Source organism: Pseudomonas protegens (assembly GCF_013407925.2).
GTDB classification, from domain to species: domain Bacteria; phylum Pseudomonadota; class Gammaproteobacteria; order Pseudomonadales; family Pseudomonadaceae; genus Aquipseudomonas; species Aquipseudomonas fluorescens_AP.
On sequence record NZ_CP060201.1, the window covers coordinates 3,349,732 to 3,365,132 of the forward strand.

The window sequence follows — 15,401 nt, forward strand, 5'->3', positions numbered from 1 at the left end:
AGAAAGCCCGGCAATGTAATGCAATCGGCGCCGTTGTGCCGGGCTTTGTTGCAGGGGCGCAGCGGGTTCGGCGCCACGCCTCAAAGACGAAACGCCGTCGCCGGCGGTGGCGGCGCAAAGCCTTGCAGCACCTTGAGCATGTCGTCGCGCTTGCGCCGGGCCATGATCTCCAGCAGCCAGGTGTAGCCGTTGTTCTTGCAGTAGCGGCCGACGTTGGGATCGGCGCCTTTTTCCAGCAGCAGGGTGAACATGTCCAGGCTCTGTTGCTGGCTGACCCAGGGATTGATGACCTCGGGCGAGCCCTGTTCGGCGACGATCATCAGCAGGCTTTGGCGAACCGGCTGCTGTGCGCAGAAACCGCGGCCGTAGCTCAGGTTGAGGTTGGCACCGGCCTCTATCAGTTTTCTGGCAGCGGCGTAGTTGCCGCCCCTGAGCGCCAGAAACAGCGCGGTTTCGCCGTCTGGCCCGCTGCGCTTGTCGAGGTCTTGCGGGTGTTGCAGCAACCAGTTGAAGCGCTCGATGTCGTCGCGTTCCTTGGCCATGGCCTGCAGCACGGTGCCGCCCTGGACATCCTGTTCATCGATGGCGGCGCCGGCCTGGAGGAGGAAGTTCAAGCGCTTGGCCTGGCTCAGGTCCGGGTTGTCCTTGAGGTCGCGGCGCATGGCCAGGAACACCTGGGTGCGGCCGTTGTACTGGCCCTGGGGGCGGGCGCCATGGGCCAGCAACAGCCGGGCTATCTCCAGGTCGGGCTTATCCAGGGCGTGCAACAGCGCCGGGCGCCCATCGGCGGCGATCACGTCGCCGCGCAGGCCGTTCTCCAGCAGGCGCCGGACTTCGCCCGCGTCACCCTGGTCCACCGCCGTCACCAGCGGCCAGGCGCTTTGGCAGGCTAGTTCGCTGGGTGCCTCAAGGCCCAGGCGCTGGGTGACCCTGGCGGGGACCCCGAGCTGGCGTTGCAGGCGCAGCCCGCAATACAGCCGATAGTTCTCCATGGCCCGGCCCAGGTGCCTGGAGTCTCCCGGCTGCTGCTCGTACAGGCGCCAATCCAGGTCCGCCAGATTGAGGTAGGTCGGCATGCGTCCCGGGTCGCGGCGCAGTACATAGGCCAGCCAGGGCCGGGCGCTCTGCAACTGGCCGGCCTCGGTGGCCCAATAGGCGATGTCGTTGAGCAGGCCGGGGTAGGTACTGCGCTCGGGGGCGATCGCGCGAAAGTCATGGCGGGTGAAGAAGGCTTGCACCCGGACGATGCCCGGGGCCTTGTCCTTGGCGTCGCGCAGTTGCGCGTGCAACTGGCGAAACTGCGCCCAGACCTGCTCCGCGCCGAGCTCCGGCGCATAGGGCTTGACGCTCAGCTGGCCGCTGCTGGCGTCAAAGGGTGCCAGCAGCTTCGGGTACTTCTGCAGGGCTTGCAGCCATTGCTGCTGGACCTCGGCGCTGATCGGTTGCTGCGGGGTGAAGTCGATCCGTGCCTCGCCCTGGCGCTGACCGATGGCCAGCAACGGCCGCTGGGGATCGCGGCTGTCCACCAGCAGGTAGCGATTGCTCAACTCCCAGCCCGGGCTCTGGCAGTCGAAACTCAGTTTGGTCAGGCTCAGGGCGGCTTCCAGCTGCTTGCTCGGTGGCCAGTTGTCGGTGGCCGTAACGGGGCGCTGCTCGGGCACGCAGGCCTGTAGTTCCTGGGCATCGAACAGCGGCATGGGCGGCGACTTGTAGACCCGCTGCCGGTACTGCCCATCCGCATAGCCATTGAGATAGAACAGGCCGTGGTATTGGCTGAGGATCACCCGTGCCGGCGCCTGGGCCAGCCCGGGCAGGGGAAAGGGTTCGAGTTGCAGGGTGGCGGTTTCCGGATCGTCCAGCAGGATGCTGCTCTGCAACTCCCACCAGCGGATTTTCGACAGCTCGAAGGCCTGGGCGACGGGGCCGCCGGTCAGCAGCGTCAGTGCCAGACACAGCCCGCGAATACCGATGCGCCGGGCGATGGCGCCTGTGATTGGGTTCAAGCTTGCAGTCCCTTGCCGGTGTCAAAGGTCGGCAATGTAATGCAATCCGCAGCTTTATGCCGGGGTTTGTCTCAGGGCCGGAACTGGCTCGGCGCCACGCCGCTCCAGCGGATGAAGGCATGGCGAAAGCTCGCGGTTTCGCTGAAGCCCAGGGCCTCGGCGATGCGGTAGATGGGCATCTGGTCTTCGCAGAGCATCTGCTTGGCCCGCTCGAAGCGCAGCTCGTCCAGCAGTTCCTGATAGCTGCAGCCCAGGTCGCGCAGATGGCGGCGCAGGGTCCGGGCCGAGCAGTTCATCTGTTCCGCCAGCCCCTCCAGCCCCGGCGCGGCGTCCAGCTGCGCCGCCAGCAGCTGGCGGATGCGCCCCAGCCAGGCCTGGCGCCCGGTGAACTCGGTGTTCTGCTTGCGGCAGCGTTCGGCCATGGCCTGGTGGGTGATGGCGTCCGCCAGGGGCAGGGGGTGTTCGAGCCATTGCTGGTCGAAGGCGAAGGCGTTGCTGCTGGCGTTGAATTGCAGCGGACAGTCGAAGGCTTCGCGGTAGCGCTGTTGATAGTCCGGTGCCGGGTAGTCGAAGCGCGCCCCCAGCAGCGGCAACGGGTGGCCCAGCAAGTCGTCGCAGATGACCTTCAGCGACACCAGGCAGAACTCGGTATTGAACGCCGCCAGGGCCGGGTTTTCGCGGTAGCCGGCGGCGGTGAACCAGATGCGCGGGCCGTCGGCTTCCAGGCTCAGTTCGAAAAGTGTTCCCAACAGCGCCGGATAGCGCATGGCCAGGCGCAAAGCGTCACCTAAGGTGGCACTGGTGAGCAGGGCATAGCCGAGCATGCCGTAGGAGGAAACGTGCATGCGCCGGCCCAGTTCCAGGCCGATGTCCCGTTGCAGGGCCACGGCATTGGCACAGACCAGCATTTCCTGGTTGGTGGTGATGCGAGTGTCGGCGCGGCTCAGGTCGGCGGGGTTGATGCCGCTGCCGGCCAGCAGGGCTTCACTGTCCTGGCCCTGTTCCTTGAAGGTGTTGAGCACCAGGGAAACGGCGTTGAGGGTGGTGAGGTGCGAGTGCAGCATGCGCAGATTCCAGCCAGGGAAAGACCCTTAACCGGAGCAAGTTGCATGCCGCCCTGCATCTGCAGGTGCTGGAGCTGGTTGCAGGCGCTGGCTTGCCAGCGAAGAGGCCCTCAAGACCGCCTTCGCCGGCAAGCCGGCTCCTACGGATGGATCAGGCCAGTTCGCCGCACAGGTCCAGTTCCACCAGGCGCCGCACTTCGCTGTTGGCCAGCCCGGCGCCGAGCAGGGCGTTGAGCTTGCCGAACGCCGCTTCGCGAGTCATGCCGCCACCGGACAGCACGCCCACGCCGCGCAGGCGGCTGCCGGCTTCGTAGATGTCCAGCTCCACCCCGCCTTCATGGCACTGGGTTACCGCCACCACGACGATGCCTTGCTCCTGCGCGCGCTTGAGACTGGCGAGGAACGCCGGGTTGTCGCTGGGCCCGGTGCCGCTGCCGAAGCATTCCAGGACCAGGGCCTGGATGCCGCTGTCGAGCACGCCGTCCAGCAGCTCGGCGCCGATGCCGGGGAACAGCGGCAGCACGCCGACCTTGGCCAGCTGCCTGGCCTGGCGGTAGTCCAGCGCAGCAGGAAGCGCTTCGGCCTTTGCGCCGCCGCCATTGCGTTGCAGGGCGGCGAAGGGGTGACGGCCGAAGCTGCGGATTTTTGCGCAGCGGGTCGGTGCCAGCAGTTCGCCGTGGAAGTACAGGTGCACCCCCGGTGCCAGGCCCTGGCCCAGGGCCAACAGGGCGCCACTGAGGTTTTCCCAGGCGTCGCTGTCGGGCACGCCGGCCGGCAGCATCGAGCCGGTGAACAGCACCGGCGCCGGCAGGCCCAGCAACTGGAAGCTCATGGCGGCGGCGCTGTAGGCCAGGGTGTCGGTGCCGTGGAGGATCAGCACGCTGTCGCAGCCCTGGTCCACGGCTTCGACCACCGCTGCACGCAGGCGCTGCCAGTAGTCGGGGGTCATGTTGGCGCTGTCGATCAGCGGCGCCATCTCGCGAAAGCGCCAGGCCGGCACCACCAGTTCGGGCTGGCTGTCGAGGTAGGCGCGCATGCGTACGTCGAAACCCGAAGCCGGGGCCAGGCCGTCGGCGCTGGCCTGCATGCCGATGGTGCCACCGGTGTAGAGCACCATGACGTGCTGGGCGGCAGGGTAGGTCGAAGGGTTCATGGGATTCTCCGAAACGGTGAGTACCTGTGGCCGCGGGCAAGCCCGCGGCCACATTTATCGCACTGTAACCGACGGGCGCAGAGGACGCGCCCGTCGTTCACCCGTCAGCGTTGCGCTGCGGGCACGCCTTGCGGCTCGGCCTGGGTGGCGGCCGAAGGTTCGGCAGGCCAGGCCTTCAGGTCCAGGTCCAGATCGGCGAATTTGCGCGAGTCGAACACCGGCTGGTCGACCCCGGCGCGGCGCTGTTCGTCGTAGTCGCGCATCACCCGCAGGCCGACCTTGAACAGCATGGCCAGGGCCACCAGGTTGACGAAGGCCAGGCAGGTCATGGTGATGTCGGCGAAGGCGAACACGGTCGAGAGGTCTTGCATCGAACCCCAGACCACCAGCGCCAGCACCAGGCCGCGGAACAGCATCAGCACCGCGCGGTTGCGGGTGAGGAACTGCAGGCTGTTCTCGCCCAGGTAGTAGTTGTAGAGGATGCAGGTGAAGACGAATAACGACAGCGCGACGCTGACGAACAGGCGGCCCCAGTCACCGACCACGGCGGCCAGCGAGTTCTGGGTCAGGACGATGCCGTCGCCTTCGAAGCCCGGGGTGTAGAAGCCCGACAGCAGGATCAGCAGCGCGGTGCAGGTGCAGATCACGAAGGTGTCGAGGAACACGCTGAACGCCTGGACCACGCCCTGGGCGCCCGGGTGCTTCACCGCGGCCACCGCGGCGACGTTAGGCGCGCTGCCCAGGCCCGCTTCGTTGGCGAATACTCCACGCTTCACGCCCATGACGATGGCGCTGCCGAGCAGGCCGCCGAAGGCCGGGTCGAGGCCGAAGGCGCTCTTGATGATGGTTTCCAGCATGGCCGGTACGTGTTCGATCTGGGTGCCGATTACGTACAGGGTCACGGCGATGTAGGCCAGGGTCTTGACCGGCACCAGCAGGTCGGACACCGCGGCGATGCGCTTGATGCCGCCGATGAAGGTGATGGCCAGCAGCACCGCCAGGACGATGCCGGTGTGGCTTGGGGCGAAGGCAAAGGCGTCCTGCAGCGAGTGGGTCACGGTGTAGGACTGCAGGCCGATGAAGGCGAAGCCGTAGGTGACCAGCAGCAGGATCGAGAACACCACCGCCATGCCTTTGAGCTTCAGGCCGTGCTGGATGTAGTAGGCCGGGCCACCACGGTACAGGCCGTCGCCGTCGGCGCGCTTGTAGACCTGGGCCAGGGTGCATTCGAAGAAGCTGCTGGACATGCCGACCAGCGCGGTCACCCACATCCAGAACACCGCGCCCGGGCCACCCAGGGTCACGGCGATGCCGACGCCGGCGATGTTGCCCGCGCCCACTCGGCCGGCGAGGCTGAGCATCAGCGCCTGGAACGAGCTGAGCTGGCCGCCGCTGCTTTTCAGGCTGTCGCGGAACACCGCGAACATATGGAGGAAATGGCGCAATTGAACGAAACGCGAGCGGATCGTGAAGTAGCTGCCGAGCCCGACAATGAGCACGATCAGTACTTTCCCTGAGAGGAAGTCGTTGATGACTTCGAGCATGGATTATTCCTCGCTGTTTTTTGTGTAGGCAAAAGCAGAGCGGACGGAAACATTCTGTTACACCGCTGATTGCACGCACGGCAAGGCGGTGGGGCGAGCGTTCGTCCCGGTTCTATATTTCGCGGGTTGTTATTAGTTCGGGTTTCCCGTGGGGTTGAGCCTCGTTACCGACGGCTGTCCACGTGAAGAGGGGGCGCACTATACCGGTGCGCGGGCTCGCCGTCTGCATGTTGCGCGTCGAGCCGAGGAACGGCAGGTCGGGCGGGAGGCTGAAACGGTTCTTGTCATGGCCCGCAAAGCCCCGCGAGCAGAGGCCCGCATCATCCCCTCGAAATCGCCGCCAAGTCGTAGGAGTTGGCTTGCCAGCGAAGGGGCCCGTTTGAGGGGTGGCCGTCTTGAGGGCTTGTTCGCCGGCAAGCCGGCTACGGGATTACAGCCAGAATTGCTCTCGGCGCTCTTGGAAGTCCTTCAGTTCCCCCTGCTCCAGCAACTGCCGGATCCACGGCCCCAGCAGATCCAGCGAGCTGTCCAGAGGGGTGGGCCGCTGCCAGCGCAGCGGCACCCGGGCAAAGCGCTGCTGGTTGGCGCTGACCTGTTCGAGGATCTGCCGGTCCTGCTTGAGGATCACCTTGAACAAAGGCTGCAGCACGCCGCGCTTGAGCCAGCCCGGGGTGCGGCCGCGGGCCGTGGCGATGCGCGCGAACAGCCGCAGTTGGCCCTCGGCGGCCGGGCTCAGCCAGGCGCTGACCAGCAGGTTGAGCCGGCCCTGGCGGTCGCGGTATTCGATTTCCGCCAGCCCCGGCAGGCGAAAGCGCCCCATGCTGAGGCCGCGTTCGCCTTCGAACAGCCGCGATATCAGCCCGGACTGGGTGCCTTCTTCGCTGTACTGCGCTTCGATCCCGTCTTCCAGCTGATGCACCCAGGCGTGAATCCGCTGGCGTTGGCGGTCGTGGCGAATCCAGCCGGCGTGCACGAAATGGGTGTGGAAGCCGTCGAGGAAGTTCTCCGCGGCGTCCTGCAAGCTGCACTGCACCCGGTCGCTGATCCAGAACACATCCAGCGCCTGGGCCTGCTCGGCGGCGGCTACCGGCGGGGCATTCGGCCGTTCGCTGGCGAGGCTGGCCCACACCAGCCCCTGGGCTTCGCAGCTGTGCACAGGTTGCAGCAAGGGTTGGCTGCACCGCTGCTGCTCCTGGCCGGGCAGCTGAGTGCAACGGCCCTGGGGATCGAAGCGCCAGCCGTGGTAGGGGCACTGGATCTGCCCGTCGCGCACCCGCCCGGCGCTCAGCGGCGCAAAGCGATGGGGGCAGCGGTCCGGCAGCACCGCGGCGGCGCCGTCGGCGTCGCGAAACAGCACCAGCGGCACGCCGTGCAGGGTGCAGGCCAGGGGCTGCTTGTGCAGCTGCCGGCTCAGGGCGACGGGCCACCAGCCCGAGTGACTGTTCACAGTTTGAGCTTCCTCATCAGCGGTACGCCGATCCGTTGCAGCAGCAGGCCCATCAGTTGCCACACCAGGCGCCGCGACCAGGGCAGGTGGGCGATGTGGATCAGGCTGTATTCGATCTGCGGCTCACCGCCGCGCAGGCGCTTGAAGGCGGCGGCGCCGGAGCTGAAGTTGAGCACCTGACGGCGGTTCACCGCTTCTTGCAGGCACAGCCGGGTCAGTTGCCGGTACAGGCCGGCGCGCTGGGGCAGGGCGGTGTCGTAGCCGACGATGGGGGTGCTGATCAGGGCGCTGTTGGCGAACCAGCCCAGGGCACCGTCGATGCGTCCTTCGGCGTTGCGCAGGGCGCGCACCTCCAGCCAGCCTTCGGCCTGCCCGCGTTGCAGCCATTGGGCGCTGTAGTGGGGGTTGAGGCGGCTGTATTTGTCCAGGTACAGCAGGTTGTACAGCTGCTCGATGCGCTGGAAGTCGGCCTCGTTAAGCTCGCTGCCGGGCACCACCGTATACGGACTGCGGCGCAGCAGGGTGGCGTCCAGGCGGGTGTTGTGGTGACGCAGGAAGGCGGAATTCTCGCCCTCGCGGCCGTCGAACAGGTACACCTGGCGGCTGGGAATCGCCAGGTAGCCCAGGGCTTGCAGGCGCTTGCGCAGTGCGCGGTTGCTGAAGTCGTTGAGCGAGCGAAAGCCAAAGCCGTGGTCGGGGAACTGCCGGCGCAGCAGTTCGGTGATCGCCGGCAAATCCGAACCATCCCAATCGGCGGGGTACAGGTTGGTCGACAATAGCCAGTTATTGACCTGCACCAAACGGTCGACCTTGGCCGCGCTCAGCAGCCGGTCCACGCCCTGGGTCAGCAGCTTCAAGGGCCAGGCCAGCCAGGGCCGTTGCAGGCGCTGCAGTTCTTCCCGGGCATAACCGCTGTAGGCGGTCTGCGGCGACACCACGTAGCAGTTATCCACAGGGTCGTGGCCGTGGTTGATGCTCACCGGGAACTGATGATGGCCGGTGTCCAGCAGGGCCAGGGCGGTGCTGACGTTGCCGATCAGCGCGCCGCCGGCGCAGGTGCGCACGTACTGCCGGGCGTGGCTGTCGCCAGCGCTCGGGGGCTCCAGGGCCAGTTGCTCGGGCAGCAGCAGCTTCATGGGCGCGGTGCTCCCAGGGGCTGGCCGTTCCATTCGATATCGGCGGTGGAGGCGGCCAGCAGCCCGCAGCGGCGGGTCAGGGCGCGGCCGATGATCTCGCTCAGGCTCAGCAGTTGGGCGGTCAGCGGGCCGCGATCGCCGTCCTGCACGATCACGTCCCGGGCTTGTTGGTAGTCGTGCCAGAACGTGCGGCTCAAGGCCCGTTGCGGCGCCGCCAGAAGCAGCATGGCCAGGGCGATCATCCGCGGTTCCAGGGTCGCCTCCAGCGCTGCGTCGGTTTCGCTGCCCAGCGCTGCCACCAGTTGCACCCGCTGATCGTCGAACAGGTGCACGCCGCTGGTGGCCCTGGGGTTGCACTCCAGGACATGGAAGCGGCCCTGCTGGTCTTCGATGAAGTCGAAACCCACCTGCCCGGTGTAGCCGGTGGCCTGGCCGAACTGCTCCAGAAAGGCGCGAATCGGCGCTGGGGCACAGCTGTGGAAGTAGATCCCCGAGCCGCGCCCGACCCGGTAGCGCGGCTGGTAGCTGCTGTGGGCGCGCAACTGGCCGTCCACCAGCACGCTGAAGCTGCAATATTCCTGGCCGGGGACGAACTGCTGGGCCACCCAGGGCGCATCGCTACTGGGGCGGATCTTGGCCAGTTGCGCCGGGCTCGGGCGGATCAGGGTCTGGGAGGCGAAGCGCGAATAGGCCGGCTTGAACACCAGGGCGTCGTGCTCCGCCGCCAGCGCTTGCACCGCAGCCGGGTCATGCAGCACTTGGGTTGGCGGCGCGGCCACGGCCCAGCCTTGGGTCATGGCAGCAAAATCGCCCTTGTGATGCAGGCGGTGCAGCAACTCGAAATCGCTGGTGAACACCCGGCACAAAGGCCGCAAGCGCTCCAGGCCGTGGGCCAGGTAGAACACCTCTTCGCAGGTGGGCAGCAGCAGGTCGATGGCCTGTTGGCGGATGACCCCGGCCAGGGCTTCGATCCAGGCCTCCGGGTCGTGGCGCGGCTCCGGCAGGCGCACGAAGTGCTCGGCGGCGCGGCTGAAACGGCTCAGGGGCTGGGCCAGGGAATCGGCCACGGTCACCGTCCAGCCGGCTTGGCCAAAGGCCCGGGCCCACTCCAGGCAGGCCGGGGCCCGGGCGCCGAGAATCAATACACGCATGGCAGTCCCTCGGGTGGTTGCAGCATCAGCAGGCGGCGTCTTTTCGTCTGTGGCGGCGGTGCCTGCCAGTGGCCGAAGCTCAGATCCGGCGTCTGCAGCCCTTGTTGCGCGCAGAGTTCGGCCAGGGCTTCGCGCAAGCGCTGACACAGCCCGTGGTAGTCGCCCGAGGCACGCAGGTTGACCTGCCAGAGCAGCCCGCGCTGCTGGATCTGGTATTCCTCCAGTTCCGCCCCGAGCATCAGCAGGGCCCTGCGCAGTACATCCGGGTAGAGCGGCGCCAGCTGCTGGCCGTCGAGCCGCGGCAGCCAGAGGATCTCGTCGGCGCGGCCTTCCACGGCGGCGATGGCCCGCTCCGCACGGCCACAGGGGCAGGGCGCGCTGGCGACCCGCAGAATGTCGTTGAGGCGATAACGCACGATCAACTGCGTGCGCCGGGAAAAGTCGGTGATGATCGGCTGGAAGCGCGTGCGCTCAGGGTCCAGCCATTGCGGCTCGATGTGCAGGTGGCTTTCATTCAGGTGCAGGGTGCCAGCCTCGCAGGTGTAGCCGAGAAAGCCTTCGCTGGCCTGATAGATCTGCTGCGGCTTGCGCCCGAAGGCTTGCTGCACCAGCTCGGCGTCGGTGCTTTCCAGCACTTCGGCCACCGACAGGATGTGCCGTGGGCGGATCGTCAGCTGCCCGGCCAGGGCCGCCTGGGCCAGCCCGCGCAGCACCGTGGCCGGGGCCACCAGCACGTCCGGGTTCTGCTGGTTGAGGCGTTTCAGGGAGGCGGTCAGGCCCAGGGTCAGGTCATGAAAGGCGAAGTCGATGCGGCGGCTGGCCAGGGTGGTGTACAGGCGGCTATTGGCCCGCAGGAAGAAGGCGATGCGCAGCGGCGCCAGCCAGGGGCACAGCAGCCGGGGCAACAGCGCCCGGGGCAGGGTGCGCGCCAGCAGGATGCCGGCCCAGCGCTGGCGTTCCACGCTGCTGACCAGGAACACCCCCTGAGCCCCCGAGGTGCCGCTGGACAGGCCCACGGTGATGTCCCCCAGGGTCGGGCTGAAGTCCCGGGAACGCTCGGCCTGCAGGGCCACCGGCAACACCTGTTCCAGGCTCAGGGCGCGGGTGTTGAAGGCGGCGAAGTCGCTCATCAGGGTGGCTTTGTCCATGAGCGGCAAGCTGTGCAGGCCGTCGTGGGTCAGCCCGTTGAAGCGCTGGCCACGGGGCAGGACTTTGGCCATGAAGTGCCGCAGGCGCCGGGCCTGCCAGGCTTCCAGCCGCTCGCGGCGGCGAAAGCGCAGGGCGTAGCGGCTGAACACGAAGGCGCCGATGCTGCGCAGGGTGCCCAGCAGGCGTTCACTGTTCATTGGCGAAGGCCTCCCAGGCCTGGGTGCAATGGGACGGCAGCACCGCCACCGCCGGTTCGCGGCGGATCAGCTGGCCCAGGCCGCTGTAGGTGCGCACATATTGCTGACGGTCGGCGCTGGCAAACCACAGTGCCGGTGCAGCGGGCAGGCGCTCGGCGCGGCAGGCCGGCACCGACCAGCAGGCGTCGGCCACCAGGAACACCGGCCGGCCCTGGGCATCGGGGATGAACAGGCCCAACTGGCCTTTGCTGTGCCCTGGCAGCGGCACGCCGATCAGGCTGCCATCGCCGAACAGGTCCAGGCCTTGCTCGAAGGGCGCCATCCAGCTTGGCAGCGCACAGCTGGGGCTGGCTTCGGCCAGGCGCAGGCGGGCGCTGAAATCGTCCGGCAGCAGGCCCGGCAGATGGCCGCCCAAGGTGGCGCGCCAACGCTGGCCGCGCAGGCTGTCGATATGCCGGTAGTCGGCTTCCAGGGCGATAAAGCGCGCATTGGCAAAATCCCGCAGCCCGGCGATATGGTCGGCGTGGAAGTGGGAAATGATCACATGGCGGATATCCCCCGGGCCGATGCCCAGCTCATGCAGCTGCGCCCCCAACTGCTCGACCACCGGCAACTGCACCGGCACTGCGCTGCGGTACAGGCGCTCGGGCAGGGCGCGGGTGGCCTGGAAGAAGTGCTCGGCGTAGCCGGTGTCGTACAAAATCCAGCCGTGCTCCGGGTGCTGGATCAGCCCGCACAGCGCCGGAAACTGCACCGGCGCCAGGCGCCCGCCACGGTCGGCCATGCATTCCAGGTGCTGGCACCAGCCGGCCCGCAGGATCTTCAAGCTCACGCTGCGGCTCATGGTTTTTGTCTCTGTTGGGCCAGCCACCATTGGGCGTGCTGGGCGATGCCCTGGTCCTGGTTGATCACCGGGCGATAGCCCAGCTCGCGCTGGATGGCGCTGATGTCCAGGGTCTGGCTGAAGGCCAGGACGCCTGCGCCGTAGCGGGTGATCAAGGGTTCGGCGCCGTTGCCCAGCCGTGCCTTGAGCTCCAGCAGGCGCGCCACGCCATGCACCAGAGGCCAGGGCAGGCGGCGGGTGCGCAGCGGCAGGCGGAAGTGCTCGGCCATCTGTTGCAGCAGGTCCTTGAAGGCCAGGGGTGTGCCGTTGCTCAGGTTGTAGACGCACAGCGGGCGCGGCAGGGGCCGGGTCAGGGCCAGCCACACCGCGTGCACCAGATTGTCGACGCAGGTCAGGTCCAGCTGTGCCTGGCCGCCGCGCATTAGCGGAATCGCCCCGCGTTGCATCACCCGCAGCAGGCGCGGCATCAGGGTTGCGTCCCAGGGGCCGAACACCGCCCGGGGCCGCAGGATCACGCATTCGGGCAGCTTGGCGTCTGCCAGCAGGGTTTCGGCCTGGGCCTTGCTGCGGGCGTAGTCATTCACCGGTGGTGGCAGCGGCTGGTCTTCGCGGATGCCCAGGCGGTCGCTGAAATTGAAGTACAGGCTCGGGGTGGAGATATGCACCAGCCGCGGGATGCGGTTCTTGCCGCAGGCGTGGATCACCTCGGCGGTGGAGTCGAGGTTGGCCCGGGCAAACGCCTGGGGCGAACCCCAGGGTGACGACAAGGCGGCGCAATGCACGATGGCGTCATGCTCGCGGCTGGCATCGGCCAGCAGGCGTTTGGCCAACGGGCTGCCGTGCTCCAGGGGCAGCCAGCGCACCGGCGCCGGGCTGTGGGCCATCACCTCGGCCGCCGCCTCGGGGTTGCGCCCGCTGAACTGCACCTCGCAGCCTTCGGCGGCCAGCTTCCAGACCAGATGCCGTCCGATAAAACCGGTGCCGCCGGTGACCAGGATCTTCATCAAAACTCCAGGATCAGGCCGCCGAGGGACAGGCCCGCGCCGGTGCCGATCAGCATCAGGGTCTGCCCGCGTTGAATGCGCCCGTCGCGCACCGCGATATCCAGAGCGGTGGGCAGGGACGCCGCTACCTGATTGCCATGCTGGGCAAAGATATCGATGACTTTCTCCGGCCCCAGGCTCAGGCGTTTGGCCGCATGCTGCATGGCCTGCTGGCTGGCTTGATGGGGGATGATCCAGTCGATCTGCGCAAGGGAGACCCCGGCTTGCAGTAACAGATCGTCCATCAGGTCCGGCAGGTGTTTGGCGGCGAGGCGGAACACGCCTTTGCCCTGCATCGCGAAGCTGGTCAGGGGCTCGAAGGGCACCTGGATGCGCCGCGGATGAAAGCGCGAACCGCCGGCGGGGATCTGGCACAGCGCGGCGCCTTCGGCGTAGGTCTTGAGGCGCGAGGCGAGGATCTTCGGGCCGCCGTCGCCCGCCTCCAGCACCACCGCTGCCGCGCCGTCGCCGAAGATGCCGCAGACTTCCACCTGCTGCCAGTCCAGGCCGCAGGAGGCGATGTCGGCGCACACCAGCAGCACGCGCCGGTAATGCCCGGCCTGGATCGGCCAGGACAGGGTGTCCAGGGCGGCAATAAAGCCCAGGCAGCTGGCGTTGATGTCCATGGCCGGGATGCCCGACTGCCCCAGGCCCAACTCCCGTTGCAGCAGCGCGGCGTTGCAGGGCATGCCTTGGTCCTGGGTGCCGCTGGCGCAGACGATCAGGTCCAACTGATCCAGCGCCAGGCCCGCCGCGTGCAGGGCCTGGCGCGCGGCACTGGCACCGAGGCTGGCGGCGGTGTCCGCAGGATCGGCGACGTGGCGCTGCTGCACCCCGCTGATGCGCGCCACGCTGCCGGCTTCCAGGCCGAGCTGGCGGTCCAGCTCGGCACTGGTGACCACCCGCTGCGGCAGGGCGTGGCCGGTGCCGAGGATGGCCAGCGCACGGGCCGGGCGGGGGGAGGACGCTGATGTGTGCATGCAAATTCCGTTTGTGACGCGTTGGGGGAGCTTGATCAGGTGGCGGACGGCGCGACCGGGCAGTGGCTCAGAAAGGCTTGCAGCCCTTGCTGATATGCCTCGTCGTCCATCAGTTCACTGTGTTTGGCGATGCGGCAGGCCTGGCCCTTGCGCTGCATCTCGGCGCTGGCCACGTCATAGAAGTGGGCCGCTTCACGCAGGTACACGACCTGCTCCCAGGTCAGGCTGCTCTTGGCGCGTGGGAGTTTGCTCAGGGTGAAACCCTGGTCGTCGAATGTCAGGGTGTAAGTGCCTTCGGTGGCCTTCAATGGCGCCCGCAGGCGGGCTTCGATCAGGCGCTGGTTCAGGCCGCGCAGCGGCGCTTGGGGTTTGATCGGGGTGGCGGCAATCCGGGCTTGCAGGTGCTTGATCCAGCGTCCGGAAAAGCGCCACCACAGTGGGATGAAGATCAAGGCGAACGCCACCATGGCGATGACCTTCTCCGGGGTGAAGGTCCGCTCGGGGAAGTAGATCGACAGGCAGCCGCCGATCAGGCACAGGGTGAACATCACGGGACCGATCAAGCGGCTTTGCCACCGGGCAAATGTGCTCATGACCCGGACATGCTGTTGATCATCCTTGAGCAATTCCTGCTTCAGCGGTTCGGCAATCCAGGCTTCGGTGTGGGCGGGGGTGATGCGGTAGTGCAATTCCATGGGGGCTGAATCCGAGGTCCGTGTTCGGTGAGGGCGGCAGTCTACCGGCTTCTGGGGTGTGGTGAGCAGCGGCGTGTGCGCCAACGCCAAGCGGCTGTTCAGGCTGGAAACTGTTTCAGATGCTGCTCCACCCACTGGTACAGGCGCTCGTCCAGTTGCGGCCGCTGCTGGTTGAAGTGGTCCTGGCAGCGGTTGAAGAGCGGGTCCTGGTTGATGCGCAGGGCTAGCTCGATGGGGCCTTCGCTCCCAGCGTGGGCGGCTCGTAGCTGCTGCTGGCGCTGATCGGCCTGTTCCAGGGTGTCCGCCAGGGTATCGAGTTGCAGGTGGCGCAATTGGGCGATGGCCTGGGGTAGATGAAAGTGCAGGGCGCTGTCGAAGCCTTCCCAGCCCTCATAGGCCAACCATTCGTGCAGGACCATGAAGCAGCGCAGTGCCGGGGGCAGTTGCTCCAGCGCTGCGAAATCCAGCCAGTACTGACGCGGCAGTTGCTCGGCGGTTTCGATGGCCTGGGCGATCAGGTCCAGGGCCTGGCCCTTGTCCCGGTGATGCTTGCGCAGGATGCGCTGGGTCAGGGTGAAACGCGCTTCTTCTATAGCGTGCAGGGCGCGGTTCAGGTCGTAACCGGCGTTGAGCAAGTGTTCCCGGGCTTGCTCGGCGGGCAGGCCGGATTTGTCTACCAGCACCTGCAACAGCTCGGCTTTGTAGAGCTCGGCGGCTTGCTGCGGATTATTGGCGCAACGGGCGAGCAGGGCCTGGGCATGGCGCAGGCCGATTGGGATCAGCTTGCGTAGCTGTTGCAGGGCCTGGGTGTGCGTCGGGTCCATCGACATGGTGCCTTGATAGTCATTGCCGGCTGCGGCGGGAGGCTGATTATCCACCGCGCCGGGCAAAACCTGTAGCCGCTGCCGCAGGCTGCGAACGGCCCGAAGGGCCGCGGGGTTCTCAAGGTCGCTGAAGGTCCTGCGGACCTTTTCGCAGCCTCGCGGGCTCGGCAG

At 67.3% G+C, this 15,401-nt stretch carries 13 protein-coding genes; all 13 read right to left on the reverse strand.

The annotated features are described in order from the left end of the window. Positions 1 to 80: 80 nt before the first annotated feature. Positions 81 to 2,003: an ankyrin repeat domain-containing protein gene (locus GGI48_RS15440; protein WP_260620666.1), complete on the reverse strand. Its 1,923-nt coding sequence runs from the start codon at positions 2,001 to 2,003 to the stop codon at positions 81 to 83. Positions 2,004 to 2,074: 71 nt separating this feature from the next. After that, complete coding sequence (locus GGI48_RS15445) at positions 2,075 to 3,067, reverse strand: AraC family transcriptional regulator (RefSeq protein WP_179599045.1); 993 nt, start codon at positions 3,065 to 3,067, stop codon at positions 2,075 to 2,077. Between the two features lie 151 nt (positions 3,068 to 3,218). Beyond that, positions 3,219 to 4,220 (reverse strand): asparaginase, encoded by a 1,002-nt coding sequence (locus tag GGI48_RS15450; protein WP_179599047.1) that lies wholly within the window; start codon positions 4,218 to 4,220, stop codon positions 3,219 to 3,221. Between the two features lie 104 nt (positions 4,221 to 4,324). Continuing rightward, positions 4,325 to 5,764 carry an alanine/glycine:cation symporter family protein gene (locus GGI48_RS15455; RefSeq protein WP_016967122.1) on the reverse strand — a complete coding sequence of 480 codons (1,440 nt, stop codon included), beginning with the start codon at positions 5,762 to 5,764 and terminating at the stop codon, positions 4,325 to 4,327. Between the two features lie 430 nt (positions 5,765 to 6,194). After that, complete coding sequence (locus GGI48_RS15460; RefSeq protein WP_179599049.1) at positions 6,195 to 7,211, reverse strand: aromatic ring-hydroxylating dioxygenase subunit alpha; 1,017 nt, start codon at positions 7,209 to 7,211, stop codon at positions 6,195 to 6,197. Continuing rightward, a complete protein-coding gene (locus GGI48_RS15465) occupies positions 7,208 to 8,347 on the reverse strand; it encodes a hypothetical protein (RefSeq protein WP_179599051.1) in 1,140 nt (379 codons plus the stop codon). The genes GGI48_RS15460 and GGI48_RS15465 overlap by 4 nt, the downstream gene beginning before the upstream one ends. Further along, positions 8,344 to 9,498: an ATP-grasp domain-containing protein gene (locus tag GGI48_RS15470; protein WP_179599053.1), complete on the reverse strand. Its 1,155-nt coding sequence runs from the start codon at positions 9,496 to 9,498 to the stop codon at positions 8,344 to 8,346. The genes GGI48_RS15465 and GGI48_RS15470 overlap by 4 nt, the downstream gene beginning before the upstream one ends. Next, positions 9,486 to 10,844, reverse strand: a complete 1,359-nt coding sequence (locus tag GGI48_RS15475) for a F390 synthetase-related protein (protein ID WP_179599055.1) — start codon at positions 10,842 to 10,844, stop codon at positions 9,486 to 9,488. Before GGI48_RS15475 ends, GGI48_RS15470 begins: the two co-directional genes overlap by 13 nt. Then, positions 10,834 to 11,688, reverse strand: coding sequence for an MBL fold metallo-hydrolase (locus tag GGI48_RS15480; RefSeq protein WP_179599057.1), 855 nt, complete (start codon positions 11,686 to 11,688; stop codon positions 10,834 to 10,836). Before GGI48_RS15480 ends, GGI48_RS15475 begins: the two co-directional genes overlap by 11 nt. Beyond that, on the reverse strand, positions 11,685 to 12,692 hold the full coding sequence (locus tag GGI48_RS15485; RefSeq protein ID WP_179599059.1) for an NAD(P)-dependent oxidoreductase: 1,008 nt from the start codon (positions 12,690 to 12,692) through the stop codon (positions 11,685 to 11,687). The genes GGI48_RS15480 and GGI48_RS15485 overlap by 4 nt, the downstream gene beginning before the upstream one ends. After that, positions 12,692 to 13,711, reverse strand: a complete 1,020-nt coding sequence (locus GGI48_RS15490; RefSeq protein WP_179599061.1) for a beta-ketoacyl-ACP synthase 3 — start codon at positions 13,709 to 13,711, stop codon at positions 12,692 to 12,694. The genes GGI48_RS15485 and GGI48_RS15490 overlap by 1 nt, the downstream gene beginning before the upstream one ends. A 35-nt stretch (positions 13,712 to 13,746) precedes the next feature. Beyond that, the gene (locus GGI48_RS15495; protein WP_179599063.1) at positions 13,747 to 14,406 is read right to left on the reverse strand and encodes a hypothetical protein; all 660 of its coding nucleotides are present in this window, start codon (positions 14,404 to 14,406) and stop codon (positions 13,747 to 13,749) included. Between the two features lie 98 nt (positions 14,407 to 14,504). Beyond that, entirely contained in the window at positions 14,505 to 15,230 is a 726-nt protein-coding gene (locus GGI48_RS15500) for a hypothetical protein (RefSeq protein WP_179599065.1), read from the reverse strand. Positions 15,231 to 15,401 lie beyond the last annotated feature (171 nt).